This is a genomic window from Meridianimaribacter sp. CL38 (assembly GCF_004328055.1).
Classification (GTDB): Bacteria; Bacteroidota; Bacteroidia; order Flavobacteriales; family Flavobacteriaceae; genus Gaetbulibacter_B; species Gaetbulibacter_B jejuensis.
In genome coordinates, this window is the sequence record NZ_QKWS01000004.1 from 348,943 (window position 1) to 370,002 (window position 21,060).

14 protein-coding genes are annotated in these 21,060 nt (G+C 33.6%); 9 read left to right on the forward strand and 5 right to left on the reverse strand.

The features are described 5' to 3' along the window. Positions 1-53: 53 nt before the first annotated feature. The 4 genes from DMZ43_RS11870 (at position 54) to priA (ending at position 5,122) form a co-directional block, all read left to right on the forward strand. Positions 54-1,193 carry a T9SS type A sorting domain-containing protein gene (locus DMZ43_RS11870; protein ID WP_131508501.1) on the forward strand — a complete coding sequence of 380 codons (1,140 nt, stop codon included), beginning with the start codon at positions 54-56 and terminating at the stop codon, positions 1,191-1,193. Between the two features lie 12 nt (positions 1,194-1,205). Continuing rightward, positions 1,206-1,637: a hypothetical protein gene (locus DMZ43_RS11875; protein WP_131508503.1), complete on the forward strand. Its 432-nt coding sequence runs from the start codon at positions 1,206-1,208 to the stop codon at positions 1,635-1,637. Beyond that, positions 1,624-2,523, forward strand: a complete 900-nt coding sequence (locus DMZ43_RS11880; RefSeq protein ID WP_131508505.1) for a tetratricopeptide repeat protein — start codon at positions 1,624-1,626, stop codon at positions 2,521-2,523. The genes DMZ43_RS11875 and DMZ43_RS11880 overlap by 14 nt, the downstream gene beginning before the upstream one ends. Positions 2,524-2,668: 145 nt before the next feature. Continuing rightward, positions 2,669-5,122, forward strand: coding sequence for a primosomal protein N' (gene priA / locus DMZ43_RS11885; RefSeq protein ID WP_131508507.1), 2,454 nt, complete (start codon positions 2,669-2,671; stop codon positions 5,120-5,122). 3 nt (positions 5,123-5,125) lie between these two features. Here priA and DMZ43_RS11890 read toward each other — a convergent pair whose 3' ends face one another. Beyond that, entirely contained in the window at positions 5,126-5,821 is a 696-nt protein-coding gene (locus DMZ43_RS11890) for a LytTR family DNA-binding domain-containing protein (RefSeq protein ID WP_129761353.1), read from the reverse strand. Positions 5,822-6,020: 199 nt separating this feature from the next. Between DMZ43_RS11890 and rpsF the strand changes: the two genes are divergently transcribed. The 4 genes from rpsF to DMZ43_RS11910 all read left to right on the forward strand — a co-directional run bounded on the left by rpsF (position 6,021) and on the right by DMZ43_RS11910 (position 7,674). Next, positions 6,021-6,359, forward strand: a complete 339-nt coding sequence (gene rpsF, locus DMZ43_RS11895) for a 30S ribosomal protein S6 (protein ID WP_129761354.1) — start codon at positions 6,021-6,023, stop codon at positions 6,357-6,359. Next, the gene (gene rpsR, locus DMZ43_RS11900) at positions 6,360-6,659 is read left to right on the forward strand and encodes a 30S ribosomal protein S18 (protein WP_187347862.1); all 300 of its coding nucleotides are present in this window, start codon (positions 6,360-6,362) and stop codon (positions 6,657-6,659) included. 12 nt (positions 6,660-6,671) lie between these two features. Then, positions 6,672-7,133: a 50S ribosomal protein L9 gene (gene rplI, locus DMZ43_RS11905; protein WP_129761356.1), complete on the forward strand. Its 462-nt coding sequence runs from the start codon at positions 6,672-6,674 to the stop codon at positions 7,131-7,133. A gap of 67 nt (positions 7,134-7,200) precedes the next feature. Further along, entirely contained in the window at positions 7,201-7,674 is a 474-nt protein-coding gene (locus tag DMZ43_RS11910; RefSeq protein ID WP_131508509.1) for a DUF6495 family protein, read from the forward strand. A gap of 112 nt (positions 7,675-7,786) precedes the next feature. On the opposite strand, the gene DMZ43_RS11915 is transcribed toward DMZ43_RS11910, so the two are convergent. Continuing rightward, positions 7,787-9,028 carry an ABC transporter permease gene (locus tag DMZ43_RS11915; protein ID WP_129761358.1) on the reverse strand — a complete coding sequence of 414 codons (1,242 nt, stop codon included), beginning with the start codon at positions 9,026-9,028 and terminating at the stop codon, positions 7,787-7,789. Between the two features lie 286 nt (positions 9,029-9,314). Between DMZ43_RS11915 and hisS the strand changes: the two genes are divergently transcribed. Beyond that, on the forward strand, positions 9,315-10,685 hold the full coding sequence (hisS, locus tag DMZ43_RS11920) for a histidine--tRNA ligase (RefSeq protein WP_131508511.1): 1,371 nt from the start codon (positions 9,315-9,317) through the stop codon (positions 10,683-10,685). A 60-nt stretch (positions 10,686-10,745) separates the two neighbouring features. On the opposite strand, the gene DMZ43_RS11925 is transcribed toward hisS, so the two are convergent. From DMZ43_RS11925 to DMZ43_RS11935, 3 genes are all read right to left on the reverse strand, one after another. Beyond that, positions 10,746-17,279 (reverse strand): choice-of-anchor D domain-containing protein, encoded by a 6,534-nt coding sequence (locus tag DMZ43_RS11925; RefSeq protein WP_131508512.1) that lies wholly within the window; start codon positions 17,277-17,279, stop codon positions 10,746-10,748. Positions 17,280-17,464: 185 nt separating this feature from the next. Further along, positions 17,465-19,987: a M14 family zinc carboxypeptidase gene (locus tag DMZ43_RS11930; RefSeq protein ID WP_131508514.1), complete on the reverse strand. Its 2,523-nt coding sequence runs from the start codon at positions 19,985-19,987 to the stop codon at positions 17,465-17,467. A 128-nt stretch (positions 19,988-20,115) separates the two neighbouring features. Continuing rightward, the gene (locus tag DMZ43_RS11935; RefSeq protein ID WP_131508516.1) at positions 20,116-20,934 is read right to left on the reverse strand and encodes a hypothetical protein; all 819 of its coding nucleotides are present in this window, start codon (positions 20,932-20,934) and stop codon (positions 20,116-20,118) included. Positions 20,935-21,060 lie beyond the last annotated feature (126 nt).

Genomic DNA, 21,060 nt, shown 5'->3' on the forward strand with positions numbered 1-21,060 from the left:
TTGCCGAAATAAGTATTTGCTTTAGGTGTTAATTCATTTTTAAAGGCAATTTCATGAAGTTAAAGTTATTTTTTACGCTACTTTTTTTAAGTATCTATTCTAATGCTCAAGAGCAAATTTTCAATATTCCAGAAACTTGGGATATTGACATTTGGAATGGTGGTAGTTGGTTACATTTTTCAAATATAGAGTACACTTTTAACGAAAATTGTATGCCAACACTAGTAGAGTCTCAGGTTCTAGATTTTGGTTCAGGTGTGTTTGTTGATAGTTCAAGATTAACAATAACCTATAATGGAAACCATGAACCATTAGAAAATATAAATGAGCTTTGGAATGTTGAAAGCAATTCGTGGGAAAATGAATTGCGTACTACATATATATATAATTCTGAAAATTTAACCACAACACAAAACTACGAATGGCAAAATGAAGCATGGGTTTTAGTGGAGGTAATTATTGAAGAATATGATACCCAAGCGATGACTTACGAAGTAATTTATCAAGATTATGTGAGTGCAACAGATACTTATGTTAATACAGGTAGAAATGTTATTCAGTATAATAATTTTGAGCGGATTGATAACATTCTATATTACGATTGGGATATTGTTGAAGACGATTGGGTACATCGAAGCCGACAAACTTATGTTTATGACACAAATCAATTAGCAACTCAATCTACACTTGAAGATTGGGAAGGCGAACAATGGGTAAATGATGTTTTAGAAGTATTTACTTATGACGCTAATCACTTTTTGATAGAAACTCTAAAATCAGACTGGAATACCGCTTCATCTAGTTATGAAACGAACAGTAGAGAGTTAATTACAAATGATGAAGAAGGAAACCCAATAGAAATGATAACTCAATCCTACTTGTTTGGGTCTTGGGTGAATTCAACAAGAGATAGAAGAACGTATCCAGATTGTCTTACGTTGAGTGATGAAGAAGTGGCTTTTGAAGAAATAAATATATATCCAATTCCTGCTACAGATGAATTAACGATTGAAAATACAACTCATCAAGACTTTGCATTACAATTATTTGATATTAATGGAAAGCTTATCAAAGCTGAGCAATTATTAAACTACAGGAATAATCTAGACGTATCAAGTTTTAATTCTGGGGTCTACATTTTAAAGCTATCAAATAAATCAGGAGTTTACACCAAACGCATTATAAAACAGTAAAAACAGTTTCTTATGAAAAAAGTAAGTTTTAAAAATAGAATAGCCCTATGCCTTGTGTTTGTTTTTTTATTGCCAATGCTTAGTTGGTCTCAAAAACGAATCAAACCACCAAAAAGAGCTTCTAAGGTAGAGAGTGTTGATGCGTTTGTAAACAATACATTTGAGCTGTATCATAAAGTTTTTGTTTATGACAGTTTGGTTAATGCAGGAGTTGAAATTCCTGCTGAGATTGAAGATGAACTTGTTGAACACGCAGAACAAGATGTGGATAGTCTTTTACAAATTGTACCTGATTTAATAGATGATATCAGTGATGCACCATTTATGCGACAAGCCAAAGCGACACTTAATTTAAACAAGGCAAAAAAAGCATTGAAGTATTGTGGAATTACCATCAAGACTTACTTTGTTGGCACAAAAGAAGAGGAAGATGAAAAGGAGTAGATTATACTTTACAATTCAACAATTTAGTTTGATGGTATGCTTTTTCTTATTAAGCGTTAATGGTATTTATGCACAATCTTACAAAGCAGCTTTTAAAGATGATATGTGTCATTGCATTGAGCAAGAAAATTTAAAACGAAGACTTACCGAAAATACATATAAAACATGTTTTAGAGAAACATTAACTAAGTATGCAGCTCAAATTGATGCACAAATAGTTGAAGAAGACCCTAATCATAAATTTTACAAAGGTCAGTTAGCAAGAAAGGAATTAGTTTTAGCTTTAGAGTACGAATTAATTTATAGTTGCAATACTTATTTTGAGTTTTTAGAAAGCTTGCGTGTTAGTAAAATGTTTATCGCTAGAGAACATACTAAAGAAACTGATTTAGAAGCCTACAATCAACAAGTTGCTTTAACTCCAAACTCTATATCTTATTTCATGCGTGCGCAATTACAATTTAAATTAGGTAATTTACAAGAAGCCGCAGCAGATATTAATAGAAGTTTAGATGTAAATCCATATAAAGCGAATGTAAAATCTACAAGAAATGAGTTGCTGCTATTGGCTTGGATATATGAAGAACAAAACAAATTTACAGATGCAATTGCTATTTATGATCAATTATATTCAGGAGATTTTGATACTAAAATTGCAGTTTTAAGAGCCTTGGCACATAAAAAGTCAGGAGGCACTTCGGCTAGTGTTCCTAATGTTATAAAAACTAATGAGAGTACTAATGATAATAAAAATTCTGCAAGAGGAAGAAGAAGTGCAACAGGAACTGTAAAAACCAAAGTAACTTCAGAGCAAGTAATAGAGAAAAAGAAAGACACCTCTTCGCTAAAAAAGTTATTTAAAATCGATAATAAGAAGGGGAATTAAGTCGCTTTTTTTTAAAGATAATGCAATAAAGTTTGTGTGTGAAATTAGTTAAAGGACTAGTAAGTAAATGTCAATACTTTAGTAGAGTAAAAAAACCATTTCAATTTGAGATGGTTTTTTTGTGTAAACAGTTTACCTTTGGCTTATGCCAAATTTTATAGACGTCATACTTCCAATTCCTTTAGAAAAACTATTTACGTATAGTATTACTGAAGCCGAAGCCAATTTTTTAAAACCTGGTATGCGTGTGTCTGTGCCTTTTGGTAAATCTAAAATTTACACAGCTATAGTGCATAGTGTTCACAATATTGCTCCAGTGGTTTATGAGGCTAAAGACATTCATCAAATACTCGATGAAACACCTGTAGTTATGCAAACTCAATTACAACATTGGCATTGGATTTCTAGATATTATATGTGTTCGGTAGGTGAAGTTATGCGTGCAGCATTACCAAGTGCATTTTTGTTGGAAAGTGAAACTATAATCACAAAAAATAAAGATAGGATTGTTAATGATGAAGACTTAAAAGACGATGAGTTTTTGGTTTATGAGGCTTTACACCATCAGTCATCATTAAAGATTCAGGATTTGATGTCTATTTTAGATAAAAAAAATGTACTTCCTGTTATAAAGCGTTTACTCGAAAAAAATGCAATTACTGTTGAAGAAGAAATTTATGAAAAGTACAAGCCTAAACTAGTTCGTTATGTAAAATTGCATTCTAGTTTTTCTTCAGAGAAAGCACTTCAAAATTTGTTAGAAGAATTAGGAAGAGCGCACAAACAAAAAGAAGTTGTGTTAGCCTTGTTTTCAATTTCTGCACAAACCAAAAAGCCAGTTAAAGTTTCAGATTTAACCAATCAAAGTGGCGCGTCTTCAACTATTGTAAAAGCTTTAATTGATAAAGGTATTCTTGAAGAGTATTTTATTCAAACCGATAGAGTGCAATATGAAGGTGAAGAAAATGAAAGTTCAAAACAATTAAACGAACATCAGGAAAAAGCGTTAGAGCAAATAGAAGAGTCTTTTCAAAACCAAAATATAACACTGTTGCATGGTGTAACTTCTTCAGGTAAAACTGAAATTTATGTCAAGCTCATTGAAGAGGTTTTAAAACAAAACAAACAAGTATTGTATTTGTTGCCAGAAATTGCTTTAACAACCCAACTGGTAAATAGACTGCAAAACTATTTTGGCGAACAAGTATCGGTATTTCACTCCAAGTATTCGGTTAACGAGCGTGTTGAGGTGTGGAATAATATGTTAGACAATTCACCAAAAGCACAAGTAATTTTAGGAGCTCGGTCTTCGGTATTGCTACCATTTCATAATCTAGGATTAATTATCGTAGATGAAGAACACGAGCAATCCTATAAACAATTTGATCCTGCGCCAAGGTATCATGCAAGAGATACAGCTATTGTTTTGGCAAACATGTTTAAAGCAAAAACACTTCTAGGTTCAGCAACACCAAGTCTGGAGAGCTATTACAATGCAATGCAAAATAAGTATGGTTTTGTAGAGCTGAATCAGCGTTACAATAATGTGATGATGCCAGATGTTGAGCTAATCGATATTAAAGATAAGCACAAAAGAAAGCGTATGAATGGTCATTTTAGTGATAGAATGATTGAAGAAATGACCGAAACGCTTGAAGAAGGTCATCAAATTATATTGTTTCAAAACCGAAGAGGGTTTTCTCCAATTGTTGAGTGTAATACCTGTGGGCATTCACCACAATGTCCAAATTGTGACGTGAGTTTAACCTTTCACCAATATAAAAATGAATTACGTTGTCATTACTGTGGCTATCACATGGCAATGCAACAGCAATGTCAAGCTTGTGGAAGTGTAGAAATTGATAGTAAAGGATTTGGCACTGAGCAAGTAGAGGAGGAGGTGAAAGCGTTGTTTCCTAACCATAAAGTAGCTCGTATGGATTTGGATACAACCAGAGGAAAATATGGTTATGAAAAAATTATTACAGCTTTAGAGCAACAGGAAATAGATATTTTGGTAGGAACACAAATGCTTACCAAAGGATTGGATTTTAGAAATGTAAAGCTTGTAGGAATCATGAATGCTGATAATATGCTTAATTTTCCTGATTTTAGAGCGCATGAACGTAGTTTTCAATTAATGCTACAAGTTGCAGGTAGAGCAGGAAGAACCGATAAGCGAGGAAAAGTACTTATTCAAACCTATAATCCTTATCATCGTATTTTACAGCAAGTCTCTACCAATAATTACGTGGAGATGTTTAATGAGCAAATGAATGATAGGCATAATTATAAATATCCACCATTGTATAGGCTTATTAAAATTACACTGAAGCATAGAGATTTTAATAAAGTCAATTTTGCAGCAGACTGGTATACAAAATCATTACGACAAGTTTTTAGAGATAATGTGTTAGGACCTGAGTTTCCTCCTGTATCTAGGATTAGAAATTTATATCATAAAAATATTTTGGTGAAAATACCACCAAAACAGTCTCTTTCAAAAACTAAAGAAGCTATTATTAAAATTAATAATAGCTTCCAAAGTGTTAAAGATTTTAGACCTGTAAGAGTAGTTTTAAATGTCGATAATTATTAAAGTTTAAATGTTGTTTAACGCATCAACAAGTTGTGTCTTTTTATTTCTACTTAAAGGAATTTCATAAGCTCCAACTTCAACATTCTTACTGTTAAATCGGTCTACTTTGTCAAGATTTACGATATACGATTTATGAATTCTTAAAAACTTACCTTCAGGTAGTTCTTTTTCAAAAGCTTTCATTGTAGATAATACTACTAAGCTATTTTCTTCGGTTACTAATTTTACATAGTCACCAAGAGCTTCAATCCATTTTATATCTTTAATGTATACCTTACGTTTTTTAAGGTTACTTTTAACAAAGATGTGCTCGCCATCAGTTTCATTAAAATCTAGCTTTAATTTATGCTGTTCTAATGCTTTTTCAACAGAAGTGTTAAAACGTTCTCTAGTGATTGGTTTTTGCAGATAATCGGTAGCATCATAATTGAAAGCCTTAAATGCGTATTCTGTTTTTCCTGTAACGAAAATAATTTGGGGTTTGTTGTTAAGTACGTCTAAAAGTTCAAAACCATTTAAAACAGGCATTTCAATATCTAAAAAGATAAGGTCTACCTTATGAGTATTTAATCCGTTTTTTGTTTCTAAAGCACTACTATATTCTGCAATAAGGTTAAGTGAGGAGTGGTTCTCAATTAACTTTACAATAGATAATCGTTGGATTGCAGAATCATCAACTACTACACAATTTAAAGTCATAACATTATTATATTTTAGGTTAAGATATCGACAATAGTACGAAAAATTCGGATAAAAACCAAAAAACATCGGTAAAGTGTTTCTTTTAACAAAATTTTAACACTATTGCAATAACTGTATTTTTCCTTTCAAAAATGTTGCCAGAATTAGAAATAATAGTTATTTTTGCACCCATTTTTAATTATAAAATTATATTTATATGAACCATTATGAAACTGTTTTCATCTTAAATCCCGTTTTATCTGAGACTCAGATAAAGGAAACAGTACAGAAATACGAAGATTTTCTTGTTTCTAAAGGAGCGAAGATGATAGCCAAAGAAGATTGGGGCTTAAAAAAATTAGCTTACCCAATTCAAAACAAAAAAAGTGGATTTTACCACTTATTTGAGTACACTGTAGATGGCGAAGTAATTTCTCCGTTAGAATTAGAATTTAGACGTGATGAGCGTTTTATGCGTTATTTAACAGTGAAATTAGACAAGCATGCTATTGCTTGGGCTGAAAAGAGAAGAACTAGAAACAAACAAAAAGCGTAAATTATGTCTTCAATTGAACAACAAGCAAAAGGAAAAAAAGATGGAGAAATTAGATATTTAACTCCATTAAATATAGATACCTCTAAAACGAAAAAATATTGTCGTTTTAAAAAGTCTGGAATTAAATACATCGATTATAAAGATCCAGATTTCTTATTAAGTTTTGTAAACGAACAAGGTAAGTTATTACCAAGACGTTTAACAGGAACTTCTTTAAAATACCAAAGAAAAGTATCTGTAGCAGTAAAAAGAGCGCGTCACCTTGCGTTGATGCCTTATGTAGCAGATTTATTAAAATAAAATAACATAACTATGGAACTTATATTAAAACAAGACGTTGAAAATTTAGGATTTAAAGACGATATTGTAACAGTTAAGAACGGTTATGGTAGAAACTTTTTGATTCCTCAAGGACATGCTGTTATGGCAACAGCTTCAGCTAAAAAAGTATTAGCTGAAACTTTAAAGCAAAGAGCTTTCAAAGAAAAGTCAATTATTGAAGAAGCTAACAAAACTGCAGAGTTACTTAAAGGGTTAGAAATTAAAATCGCTGCTAAAGCTGGTGCTGGTGCAACTGCTGGTGATAAATTATTTGGTTCTATTACTAATATAGACCTTGCTAATGCTTTAAATAACCAAGGACATGCTATTGAAAAGAAATACATTTCTATCAATGGTGGTAACATCAAGCGTTTAGGTCAATACGAAGCTGTAATCAGACTTCATAGAGACGTAACTGTAGATTTACCGTTTGAAGTTGTAGCAGAAGCTTAATATTCAAAATAATATCTTTAAAAGCCTCAACTATGTTGGGGCTTTTTAATTACAAAAAACATTAGCAATGAAATACGCTAGACTTACTAAAGAACAATTTGAAGAACTCCATAAAGAGTTTATAAACTTTTTAGCAACCCAATCTATCACTGCAGATGAATGGGCAGACATAAAGGTTAATAAACCTGAAGTTGCCGAACAAGAGTTAGATGTGTTTAGTGATTTGGTTTGGGAAGGTGTGTTGACTAAAGTTAATTATCTAGAACATATATCGCCTCAACAAATGCATTTGTTTCATCTTAAAGAGAATGAAATGGAACTAATTGCTATTAAAATTAAAAATGAAACAACCGACTTAACAACAAGCGAAGGTTTTGACTGGTTTAGAAACAACCTCTTGTCTGATGATGTTGAGTTACTCACTGCAAAAAAGACTTATACTGAAGACAAAGCCTTAGATAAATTTAAATTAATTCAACAAGGAGGCGTAATTACTAAAGGTGATTTATATAGATATTTCGAGAACCTAATAAAGAAGTAAATAGATTTCTTTATTTTTCAGCTAACAGCTAACAGCTAACAGCTAACAGCTAACAGCTAACAGCTAACAGCTAACAGCTAACAGCTAACAGCTAACAGCTAACAGTTAAAAATTATTCATACCTCAAAGACTCTACAGGATCCAGTTTTGCTGCTTTAACAGCTGGTAGTAATCCTGAAACTATAGCTACAACAAATGCAATAGTGAATGCACTAAACATCGCTAACCAAGGTATAGCAAATTGAAATTTAGCTACTGTTGCTACTATCAACCCAATACACGTACCTAGAATAATACCTAAAATACCACCTAGTTGTCCAATGATAATAGCTTCCATAAAAAATTGAAACGCTATTGTTTTTCGTTTAGCACCTAAAGCTTTTCTAACTCCAATTTCACGAGTACGCTCAGAAACCGAAACAAATAAAATATTCATTAGTGCTATTGATGACCCAAAAATGGTAACAATACTTATAATCCAAGCAGCCAAGTAAAGGTATTTGGTCATTTCACCAATACGATTAATAAGGTCATCGCTACGCTCTATTCCAAAGTTATTCTCTTCAATAGGATTAAGACCTCTAATGTTTCTAAACAATAAGATGGCTTCGTCTTGTGCACCTTGTAAGAAATCTTTTTTGTCAACTTTAACGCTTAAACCGTAATTAATATTAGGGCTAGTAAATATACTTCTTGCTTTTTGTAATGGTATGAGCATTCGTAAGTCTTGGTTGTTTCCAAATGTAGACCCTTTAGATTTTAGCACACCTATCACCTTAAATTTTGCACCTCTAACGCTTATGGTTTTATTAATAGGGTTAACATCGCTTAATAGGGCTTTTTCTAAATCGCTACCAATAACACATACGTTGTTATTGTTGTGCACATCAAAGTAATTTAAAGCTCTTCCTTTTTCTATTTCAAGACCCGAATTTTGGATGTAATGTTCATTAACACCTAAAACCGCTACTTCAGGATCGGTTTTTAAGTTTTCGTGTTTTGCTTCTGCAGTTGAAGTACCAAAAAATGAAATAGACGTTCTAGTGTAAGGGAAATCATAAGCATCTTCAAACGCTTTTACATCTCTATAACTAATAATAGGGTTTATTTTTTGACGTTCGCCACCACTTTGTCGTTGTGCGTTAAACTCGTAACGTTGTAAGTTAAATGTGTTGGCTCCCATTGAAGAAAAATCACTAGAAATAGTATTCTCTAAAGCCGATACACTGCTTAAAATACCTACCAAAGCCATAATGCCAATACCAATAATAAGTATAGTTAAAATAGTACGTAGTAACTGGGTTCTTATAGAGTCAAAAGCAATTTTTATATTCTCTTTAGCGAGTGAAAACATAAATTAAGATATCATGTAAAAGGTTATGTTATAGTATAAGACTACAAAAGCACAATAAAGTTACTATAAATTTGAAATAACTTGGCATTGCCTATAAAAATATAATATTTTTGTGCTGAATGAAATGAATTTACATGGATTTCATCTGTCACACTGAGCCTGTCGAAGAGTTTGTTTACGCAAGCAGATACTAAATTATAAGGTAGAATTAGATGATTGTGCTCTAAATGACAATAATAATTATAAAGTTTCACTAAAAGAGATTCCCACTTTCGTAGGACATATTATGGCACAAAAACCTAGTATACCAAAAGGCACAAGAGATTTTAACCCAATAGAGGTAGCAAAACGCAATTATATTTTTGACACTATAAAAGCACAGTTTCAGCACTTCGGGTTTCAACCTATTGAAACACCAAGTTTTGAAAACTCTGACACCTTAATGGGTAAATATGGTGATGAAGGAGACCGATTGATTTTTAAGATTTTGAATTCTGGGGATTATTTGTCAAAGGTTGATAATAAATATTATTTAGATAAAGATTCTAATAAACTTACACCTTATATCTCCGAAAAAGCCCTTCGTTATGACCTTACAGTGCCATTTGCACGTTATGTAGTACAGCACCAAAACGAAATTGACTTTCCGTTTAAGCGCTACCAAATGCAACCAGTTTGGAGAGCAGATAGACCGCAAAAAGGACGTTTTAGAGAGTTTTACCAATGCGATGCTGATGTTGTTGGATCGCAATCTCTTTGGCAAGAAGTGGAGTTTGTACAATTATATGATGCAGTATTTTCGGCTTTAAAGCTAGAAGGAGTGACTATAAAAATCAATAACCGTAAAATACTTTCAGGTATTGCAGAGGTTATTGGTGCGCAAGATAAACTCATTGATTTTACGGTAGCTCTAGATAAACTCGATAAAATAGGAGAGGAGAAAGTAAAAGAAGAAATGCTTAGTAAAGGTATTTCTAAAGAAGGTATTGAAAAACTACAACCGCTTTTTGAATTGCAAGGTGATTTCTCAGAACAAATTGTAGCACTAAAAGCTATTCTTTCGGTTTCTGAAGAAGGTAAAAGAGGTATTGAAGAACTGGAGTTTATCAATACAGCAATTTCAGAATTAAAATTACAAACTGCCAACTTGCAATTAGACGTTACTTTAGCAAGAGGACTTAACTATTACACAGGAGCTATTTTTGAAGTGTCAGCTCCAGAAGGTGTAAAGATGGGTTCTATTGGTGGAGGAGGAAGATACGACGACCTTACCGGAATATTTGGACTTAAAGATGTGAGTGGAGTAGGCATTAGTTTTGGTTTAGATAGAATTTATCTGGTACTTGAAGAACTTAATTTATTTCCTGAAACTATATCAGAAAGTATAAAAGTGCTTTGTATTAATTTTGGAGAAGCTGAAGCGTTAACCTGTTTAAAAGCAATAAAAGCATTAAGAGCTCATGGTATTAATGCAGAGTTGTATCCTGATGCTGCTAAAATGAAAAAGCAAATGAACTATGCCAACAAAAGAGCAGTACCTTACGTTGTGCTTGTTGGTGAGTCTGAAATGAGTAGCAATACATTTACACTTAAAAATATGGCTAATGGCGAACAGCAGCAGCTATCGCTTGAAGATTTAATTACTACTTTACAATAAAAAAAGCCCTGATTTCTCAGGGCTTTTTATTTAGTTAAGATTTTAAAGATTTGGGAGAAATTATTTAACTAAAACTTTCTTTGATACTGAACCGCTCACAGTATGAATTTTAATAATATAAGTTCCTGTACTTAAGTTCTTAACTTCATACTCAGAATTGTTGCTCTGAGGTATATTGTCAATTGTTGTAATAGATTGTCCTAAAATGTTTAGCATTTCCATTTGTTTAACTTCTAGTAATCCAGGGTTTAGTAAAACAATGGTTTTGGAAGTGTTATCATAATAAACATCTACTAGATTCAATTCATTGTCTTCAACACCCAATGCAGAGTCTTCTGCACTAAAGGTTATTTCATAAGTGTCTAGATATTCTCCAGCATCTAAATAAAAATTAAAATCGCCTTCGCTTAAGTTATGATAAGCGTCTGTTATCTTGTTGTGAATGTAAACTGTTAAGTCTTCTGGAGCATTTTGTAACGCATCAATAGTAATGGTGTTCATACCATCAGTTTCAACCTTTATACCTAATGGATATACTGTGTCTTCATTAGCTTCATTACTACCTTGTATAAGATATTTTTCGCCTTCAATCATCCAGAACATATCATCAATTTGGGTTTCATTTATCTTTCCATCGTAACCCCAATCAATATCTAAAGTTGCGTTTTCATCAATTGTAAGTAACAGCTGTCTTCTAATGGTATTAACAGAGTTAAGCCCAAGTCTTAGTTTTAATCTGTCGTCAGAGCTGTCAACAGAATTAGTTGTTGTATCATAGTCGCTATCAGATGAACTTGATTGTCTCACAAATACTGATTGTGACCCACTTTCTCCATCGTAAGTTCCGTCTTCAATTCGGTAAATACGTTGACCGTTATTGAAATTGATTTTACCACCAGCATCAGCTGATACGAAGAATCCTTGACTTACAGGAATATATCGTCCTGGACGTTTTACAGGAGTACCACCAGTACCAACATCAGGGTCGTTTGTTCCGTAAGAAGAAGCTGGTAAGCCACCTGAAAGGTTTAAAGTAGCATAACCACCTTGGTATTCAGATAGTACGTGAGAGCCTCCTCCCCAATGTTCCCAGAAGTATAATGTTCCTGTAATTGTTGAGCCATTATCGTTAATAAACTGAACTGCGTCAATGGCAGAAGGGTAAGGGTTACCAACTAAGTAGTCGTTGTTAACCGCTAGGTCTAGGTCGTTTGTGCCACTAAACCCAATATCTCCATTGTTAGGTTTTCCTAAGAACGTATAGTTTTGGTCGGTTAATATTGAACCAGAACCAGGTCCTTTCATAGTAAACCCTTCACCTGCTAATAAGTTACCAGATTGACGTACATGCTGCCACGATGAATAATCTCCTGAAGCTTGACTAGCAAATTTCCAAATCCAATAATCAGCAATTGTTACTGCAGGTGAGGTGTTAGATCCATCATATCCTGAAGAAGTAAAGACTATTGGGTTTGCGCCATTATCGTTATACATAACATCTGATACAGTATAGCTATTATTGTTTGTAACTGAACTTCCAGTTCCAACAGGAGATGACCAGTAGTTGTATGTAAAGGTATCGGCTGTTCCTTGTTGGTCGCGTTCTAAAGTACCTTCACTTTGTACATCAAGGTCACTATCTATAGTTTGTATTAATTGCGATTCACCTTCAAGGTCAATTTTGGCATTTGGTTGACCATTTCCTATAGATAAATAATGCGTTACAGTTACACCATTTCCTGTATGTGTTGCGTTGTTTCCTGTTACAGTCAGTTCATTGTTATCAACAAAAAGACCTAATAATAATCTGTTGTTGCTTTTTCCTGAAGGAAGAGAGCTGTTATCCATAGTTATATTGTGAGAAGTTTCTACAATATTCCAATCGATAGTTTGGGTATTATCCATTGCTGAAACTGAACCAGGAGCATATTGTAATGATCCATTTAACCATGTGTTATTAGTGTCCCAGCTTCCATTGTTGTTAGATATATAAGGAAGTGGAGCTGTTTGTCTATCTACAGTTCTTAGATGTCTTAATGCACCTTGATTACCATTACCAGATTCATCCTTAGTGTTTGTGTACGTATATCTAGTCATTGGGTAGTAGGCAGCTAAGCTAGACCATGGCACTGTACCAATGTCGTTTTTGGTAGGAGTAATTCCTCTGCTAATAAAGTAAGACCCACCAACAAAACTAGAGTTGTTTTCTATTTCTTGATTCATTACAAATCGTAATTGGTCTTCGGTAAGTGCTACATCCCATATTCTAACTTCATCAATATTACCTCTAAAGAAAGCTGTAGGAGTATTTTTGTTTGCAGCTCCAATATAGAATGATTGTGTTGTAGGTATTGGAGCAGTTCTACTAAAGGATGAATCCCTTACTCCATCAATATATAGTGTTGCAGTACCAGATCCATAAATAATGGCAACATGATGCCATTCATCTTCTGGAATTGGTTGGGTGGATGAAAGTTGCTGTGTTGATCCTCCATTTTCCCATATAACATTTAACCTTCCAGAACTTGATATTTTAAAATCATAACCTTCAGTAAATGGTTCATTTCTTTTAGAAAGAATTGATGTATTGTTTGATCCAGACTCTCTGTTTATCCATGCAGATATTGTAAATTCAGAAGAATTAAGGTCTACAGCGTCTTCCATGTCTATGTAGTCTGTACTTCCGTTAAAGTAAACTGATCTGGTGTAAACTCTTTCAGGAGCCCAACCAAAAGTAATGTATTTAGTGCCATCAAAATCATAATTAGCTTTTACAATTGGCTCGCCAATTTCGTTAACGTCTTCAGTCATTACTCTGTAATCTGCTGTTGGGTCAAAATTAGGTGTGTCAGAAATAAACATTAAATAACGACCGTCTGGAGGAGTAGCTGTTCTAACAGCACTTCTTAGAATTGCGACTTCAACAGAAGGAATGTCTCCACCTCTTTCAACAACTTTCCAAGTTCTTGCTATTCCGTTAAATTGTACCCAAGTTGATAAACCTGGAGTTATGCTAGAGCTCATGTTAACATCAACAATTACAGCTGGATCATCTAAATCAACACCATCATTTCCCCAAATCAAGAATTGTTTGTCTTGTAATTGAGTGTCAGGGTTTAAGTTATTTGTGTCATATATGCTAGATATACCCATTGTAACAACACCTTGACCTCTGGTTCCTCCATCTAAATCATTGTTAACACTTCTAGATTGTTTTTGTAATAAATCTGAAGCATCGTCACGTCCAATTCCTGCTATGTCATAATTAAACACGTCTTCACTAGGTGTTCCTGTATTGACATCCCAAATTACAGTTCCGTCACTGTCTACGTAATCATGAGATGTACCATTAACTCCTAAAGTAATTCCATACTTAATCGCTAAATAAGATTGAATACGGTTACGCTCTTGTGTTAAGTTTGCATCGTCTTTTCTAGATGAAAAAGTAATGATTTCACATACTCTTGCATTCAATGTGGCTTCCCAACCTTCACTACGCCCAATCCAATATTTTGAGTCGCTTACATTTAAAAATTCAACAACATCATTTTGTGCATATTCTATGTTGTTGGCATTGTAATAAAGCTCTTGTTGTGTTACAGCTGTATTGTTTCTTGCATTAATAATTCCTACATTATCATAAGATGTGTTTTGATCATATACTGCATATCCATCTCTATTAGGGCAACTCCCACCTGTGCTATATGTTCCAATAGCAAAAGCAATACTTTCATTACAAACACGACCAGTATAATCACCCATACCTATACCAGTTGCATCAGTTTCATTTGAGCTAGTATTAGCATCTCCACAAAAAGTATCCATAAACCCAAATGAATCATTTATAGCTGTATCATCAGGTATTAATACCACAAACATATCTTGGGTGTATAGACCACCATCACCTTCTAAAAATTGAGTGTTGGTATTGTCGTATGAAAAGTCAGAATCTAAATTAAAAGATGAAAATGTATTGTCAAACTCTACTACTGGGTTGAAATTTACATTTCTGTAAGGATTATCATAATATGTTGGTTCTTGACCTGGCGTGTTTACTGTAGCATCGTTATCTTTACTTTGGTCAATCCACAAACTAACGCTTTGTCCATCAGTATAGCCTAATCCGTCATTTCCTTTAAGCCATAACTCTAAATCGCTAGTAACACCTCCTGGAGCTGTAGAACCAGATCCTTCAATGTTGAAGGTGTAAGGATTTTCGTCACTATCATTGTTAGCTATGGTAACTGTAGCTGTACGTGTACCTACTGCACTTGGGTCAAAAGTAATATCAAAAGTGGTACTGCTACTAGAACCAATTGTATTAGAAGGTATAGAGGTTACTGTAAAATCACTAGCATTGGTACCTCCGATTAATACATATGGAGAACTGCCTGTAAGGTTTAAGTCTAGTAAATTTCCATTGTTTTGTATAGTAAATGTTTTTATAATAGTTCCTCCTGTAACATTAGTATTACCAAAATTAGTATTATCAGAAGGAGATGGAGTAGTGTCTCCACTCACTATTGTTGTTCCGTTTCCTTGTATGTTTATTTCTGGAGCAGTAGTGTACCCATTACCTTGAATATTAAAAGTATATGGGTTTTCGTCGCTATCGTTATTTGCTATAGATACTATTGCTGTTCTTAAGCCTGCAGCACTAGGAGAAAATGTGATTGTAAATGTTGTGTTACCTCCTGCAGAAATTGAACCTGAAGGATTTGCAGTGAGCGCAAAGTCTCCAGGATGTAATCCGGAAATTGAAATATAAGGAGAAGGGTCTGTTAAATTTAAAGTTGCTGATCCTGTGTTTTGAATGGTAAATGTATTTGCATTAGATCCTACAGATACAAATTCAGAACCAAAATCAGTGTCATCAGTAGCCGATGGTGTTGTGTCATTGTTGTTTATGGTGTTACCATTTCCAACTAAGTTAATTTCAGGTTGTGGTGTGCCTGAAGTAATATTTATGGTGTAGTCTTCTACTTCACCATCAAAATTAGTTTCGCATGATGTAGGATCTGAATTATATTTAGCAGAAACACGCATTCTTGTGTTTCCTATTGTTGCTCCAATAGGAACAGTTACACTCAATGGAGAATTATTTGTAGCTCCATTTGTAACATTGTATGCGCTACCCATATCATATTCTTCACCAGAATCACCAAAGCTTCCGTTTTGGTTCCAATCTATCCAAACTTTTGCATGTGCAGAGTAGCTTCCATCGGTATTAACATTGATCGTTAAGTTATATGAATTGCCTTGAGAAACTGAAGTTGAAATATGAGTGAAATCTTCGTAGCCTATATCTTTATTAGGGCCGTCACTGTTGTCTATAGTGTTAAATACAACTCTAGTAACTCCAGTTTCATATGAGGTGTTACCAGATGATGCACAATACGTAATTGAAGGGCTGAAATTCACTACCTGAATCTCATGAGCCATAGTATTACCACTTCTATGAGCCCAATGTGCTGCTTGCGTGGTTGAGTTAAAGTAATAATTACGCCAGCCTCTACCATAGGCTGTACCACCGCCACTAGAGGTAGAGGTACCAATGATTAATGCTTCATTAGTACTGCCTAAACCAGCAGATGAAATATTAATGCTTGTTTCACCAGAAGTATTACTCGTGTTAGTATATCTCGTAACTTGAATATTTGGGTTGTTTACTACGTGAACAAATTGGCGATTGCCATTGGTACGAGCATCATGCTCACTATGAAAAGCCCAAGAAACAGTTTGGTTATTTCCTCCAGGACTCATAACTGGCCAGTTATCTGCGATAGCATCGTCAGTACCATTATCACTCATGTTTCCTCTATGGTGCGTAAAAATCATAGCTTCACTCCAATCAGAAACACTAGCAGTTCCTCCAGAACTTCCATTAGCATTCGTTCGTAAAGTGATGTTACCAGTATCTGTATTTACACTTCCAGAATCACCATGAAGTATGGTCCAGTTGCTACCAGTAAATTCTACCAAAGTGATATAAACAGTCACATTATCAGCATTTGAACCTTTTTGTACACGCATTGTGGATGCGTTTTCAAGATACGCAATTGCTGAACCAGAATCTGAACCAGCCGATGATGCGCTGTTTACAATACCAGTAATAAAAGGAATGCAATCGTTTGCGTTACTAATACCTGTTAAAGATTGAGTAACATTGTTAGTGCCTCCATTTAGTGTAATTGTATATCGACCTCTAACTATAAATTCATTAGCACCTCCTGGAGACCCTGTGTACTCCCAAACAGATGCGTTAAATTTAGTGTTATTGTTAGTTGAATTACCTTCTCTGTAATAAGTGACTGTATTGGTTGCTGTTAATCTAACAGCTCCAGATACATCTCTCCCAGGAGCAGTTGACGAATTTTCGTCAGATCTACCAGCTTGAGCTAATCTGTTGTTATTATTTAATACAAAGGCATTATTTAGAGAAGAAACAGCTGTTATTGATGATGTAGCTCCTGTTCTTGGAACGTTTCTATCAAGATGTTGCACATTGAAATCTTGAGAAAAAGTAATAGTCGAAACTAAAAGTACACATAATATTATAAGGTACTTACATACTGTGAAAGTATAATTTTTCATAAGCGGTTAAATTTTAGTTTGGGACTAACTAATTAATTAAAAGCGATACAAATATATAAAAACACTCCATGAAATGCAAAAAAAACCGATAAAGTGTATTTGTTATTTGTAATTTATTGATATAAAGTTTTTTAAAAAGACTGCAAGCATAATTGTTTGCAGTCTTTCTTTGAGGGCTTAATATATTATTGCTTTACCAATCGCTTAACAAACGACGTATTTGTTTCACTGTCAGTTATTTTTAAAAAGTACGTTCCGCTAGATAATGAATTTAAATTGGTTAAATTTATTTCATTATTTGTAGGGGTTAAGTCTCTTAAATCTAATACTGAGCGTCCGCTAACATCATAAACATTAAGGTTTATATTTGTGTTTATGTTATTCAATTTTATTGAAATATTGCTGTTGAATGGGTTTGGGTAAATCAACACATTGTTTTCATTAAATGTATCTGTGTTTAAAGTTGAATCTATAATATCAATAGTATAATCCTCAACTTCTCCGTAGCTAAATGTTTCACATGGGTCGTCAGCTGTATTTCCTGCACTATTATAATACTTCATTATAACACGCATTCTTGTTGTACCTAATTTGGCATCAGGTGCATTAGGTACTGAAAAGGTTGTGCTTACTGGTGTCGTAGTGGAAGATGCACTTTCCATTATTTTTTCAGACGATTCAAAGGTGCCATTATGGTTAAAGTCAATCCATACTGATACGGCTTCTCTGTATTGAGTACCTGTCCAATATTTGGTAACACTAATATTGTTTCCAGAAGAATTTAAATCTAATGTAAAAACTGTGCTTGTTAAATCTGAATACCCTGAAGATGTAGTTGATTGAGTGTTATTACTGCTACTATTTAGGGTGACATTACTAATGTATTCATCTCCAATATCTCCACCTTCTGCATCACAATAGTTAACACCTGTTGTAGAGAATTGTTGAGAAGTAGAATAACTTGTATTATTAGATCCACAATAAGAGCGAACTTGAAACTCATAAGTTGTTTCAGGGTCTAAACCACTTATTTGATATGGGTTTGTAACACTTGTAACTTCAATCCATGAAGAGGCACCAACTACTCTATATCTAATGTCAAAATCATCAGCAGTAGAAGCTGTCCAAGATGCATTAGTTGAGCTTGAGTCTGTTCCTGTAGTTGTTAAACCAGTAGGAGCTGATGCTGTTAACGGAGTTAAAAGAATATCAGACAGTACTAAAGTTTGATAATCAGAAATTGTTTGATTTGTTAGTGTAAAAGATTGGTAACATGGAGCTTCAAACAAGATGTCGTAAGTTCCAGATTTCACAGGTCTATAATAATCTCCAAAAGGAGCGCTACTTATTGTGTGCGAGCCTACAGCATCGTGACCAACTAGTGTAACTGTTGCTTCTACTGGGTTATTAGACACAGCGTCTTTTACAAATCCTTGAAAACCGTAAGTTCCTTGTATTAAATATTCAATTAAAGCTTCACGGTTATAATCCCAATGATCATCTAATTGTGATGCAGGTATCACTTTAGTATTTGAAAGCTCAATAGTTACTTCTTTACACTGTTTGTAAAAGTTCATGTAATCTTGACGACCACCATATACTTGATACCAATCAGCACCTTCTGTAACTCCTGGCCATTGATAGTTACTATAAGTAGCGTCCATATATCCAGAAGGACTATTGTTTTGACAGTTTACAGCGTACTCTTTACTTACTAAGAAAAACCAATCGCTATCAGCATGATCTGTATGCGTATTATCAAAAGGATAGTTAACAACTTCGGTTCCACCATGAAAATTAGCTGAAAGCACAAAATGATTATCTTCTGCTAAAGCTAAGAAATGTTGGGTTTCAATTTGATATTCTTCTCCATCAGGATGAGCTCCTGCAACATTATCTGGATAGTTTCTATTTAAGTCCACATTATTAGCGTTTGCACGACGTGAGTTTGCTACAGATGTGTTAGAAGCACTATTGTAATAAGTTCCATCTGGATTTGCCATTGGGTTTATCCATATTTCAGAGTTATTGATAAGACTTGTAATTCTAGCATTATCTGGGTGAGATGGTGTTTTATAAGCAGTTATAAAATAATCAATTAAATCTAACATTAAAGGATAACCAGTAATTTCGTCACCATGCATTGAGGAGGTGTACATTAATTTTGGCTCAGCTTCTTCAGTAGCGATGTTGTCAGATAGTTTAATAAATAGTAAGCGCTTGTCTCCACCGCCTACACCTTCAGTGGTTCCGCCAATATCAACTAATTCACAAATATCAGGATGCATTGTAGCAAATGCATACATTTGAGCTTCATAGTCTGCGTAAGTTGGGTAATAAGTTAAAGGAAAAGTTAATGGGTATGAACCTTCAGTCGAGTTTACAGTATTTACCTGATTACTCATAACTATACCATAGGCTTCATTGTCTACTGCGTTTACATTGAAACTAAGGTTTCTTTCTAAAAATAAGTTGAATTGTTGTGTATTAGCCCAAGCATAAACTGTTTTAGTAGAAGGGTCATAATTAAGTATAGATAATTTATCTGTAAACTCTTGAAGTTCAGAAACATCTTCTATTTTAAAATCAAAATAAACTTCTTTTTTCGAATCTAAATATTGTTCGGCTTTTTCTAAGCTAGTTTGCGCTTTGGCATTTATGCCTGCTAAACAAAGTAGCGTTACAAGTAGAAGGGTAGTTTTTTTCATCAGTTTTACGTGTTTAATGAATTATTATGGCGCTAATATATAATTAATTTTTAAAAAACATCCATAAAATGCAAAAAAATCCGATAAAGTGCAATTTTTTAATTAATTCGTAGTATTTCGATTACGTTTTAATGCACTAATAAAAGTTTGCTAAGAGAAGCTTTATTGTTGTTTTCAATCTGTACAATTACTGTACTAGATTGTATATTGTTAATTGTAGTTTTAAAGCTAGAAGAGAAAATGTTTTGCTTTTCAAAAAGTAGTTGACCATTAATACTGTAAACTTTTAACGAGTTAATTGTGGTTGAGTTTTGTGTGTCAATATTAATTTGAGAAGTGTTTTTTATGTATCTAATACTAGCAGATTCTAACCCAAACTCATCAATAGATAATTGTGCTGAGCTATTGGCAAAGTTTATTAAAGAAAGGTCGTTGGTAAAAGTTATATGATACCTGTTTAAGTATTCTCCACTGTAAAGTGAGTTTATATAGTTGCTATCATTAATTGAGGTAAAGGTATCTAAATATGAATCATATACATACACGTCTATTTCGGTTTCAAAATTTTCTAGTGAATTCAATGCAATTTGAATTTCGCCTGAGTTGCTCAAAAACATTCCTAAAGGATATTGTTTTGAAATATCAAACTCGCCTACACCTTGAATGATATAGTTTTGATCGTTAATTCTCCAACTTAAATCATCGGGAAGGTTTTCAATGTTTAAGGCATCATAACCGTAATCAACATCATCAGTAGCTGAATTATCAGAAGTAAAACCTAATAAAAGGTGTCTGGTATAACCTAATGGAGTGACAAAGTCTACTCTAAGACGTTGTATAGTGCTAGATTGAGTTTCTTGGTTGCTAGTGTTTTGGCTATTGGTATTAGCAAATACAGCAATGCTTAGTAATAACACAAGCAGTGTTAAGTAGGTAGTTTTATTCATTTGATTTGGGGTTAAATGAACATAATATGTTTAGTTGCAGGCTAATATATAAGAAATAATCAGTTTTATCTATTAAACGCACAAAAAATCGATGAAATACATAAAAATAAAAAAAGAGCAAGATAT

Bases quoted from the DNA above. Each gene is read 5' to 3' on its own strand.
- DMZ43_RS11935 (WP_131508516.1), bottom strand. From the start codon at position 20,934: ATGAATAAAACTACCTACTTAACACTGCTTGTGTTATTACTAAGCATT.
- rpsF (WP_129761354.1), top strand. From the start codon at position 6,021: ATGAACCATTATGAAACTGTTTTCATCTTAAATCCCGTTTTATCTGAG.
- rplI (WP_129761356.1), top strand. From the start codon at position 6,672: ATGGAACTTATATTAAAACAAGACGTTGAAAATTTAGGATTTAAAGAC.
- priA (WP_131508507.1), top strand. From the start codon at position 2,669: ATGCCAAATTTTATAGACGTCATACTTCCAATTCCTTTAGAAAAACTA.
- hisS (WP_131508511.1), top strand. From the start codon at position 9,315: ATGGCACAAAAACCTAGTATACCAAAAGGCACAAGAGATTTTAACCCA.
- DMZ43_RS11930 (WP_131508514.1), bottom strand. From the start codon at position 19,987: ATGAAAAAAACTACCCTTCTACTTGTAACGCTACTTTGTTTAGCAGGC.
- DMZ43_RS11875 (WP_131508503.1), top strand. From the start codon at position 1,206: ATGAAAAAAGTAAGTTTTAAAAATAGAATAGCCCTATGCCTTGTGTTT.
- DMZ43_RS11925 (WP_131508512.1), bottom strand. From the start codon at position 17,279: ATGAAAAATTATACTTTCACAGTATGTAAGTACCTTATAATATTATGT.
- DMZ43_RS11915 (WP_129761358.1), bottom strand. From the start codon at position 9,028: ATGTTTTCACTCGCTAAAGAGAATATAAAAATTGCTTTTGACTCTATA.
- DMZ43_RS11910 (WP_131508509.1), top strand. From the start codon at position 7,201: ATGAAATACGCTAGACTTACTAAAGAACAATTTGAAGAACTCCATAAA.
- DMZ43_RS11870 (WP_131508501.1), top strand. From the start codon at position 54: ATGAAGTTAAAGTTATTTTTTACGCTACTTTTTTTAAGTATCTATTCT.
- DMZ43_RS11890 (WP_129761353.1), bottom strand. From the start codon at position 5,821: ATGACTTTAAATTGTGTAGTAGTTGATGATTCTGCAATCCAACGATTA.
- DMZ43_RS11880 (WP_131508505.1), top strand. From the start codon at position 1,624: ATGAAAAGGAGTAGATTATACTTTACAATTCAACAATTTAGTTTGATG.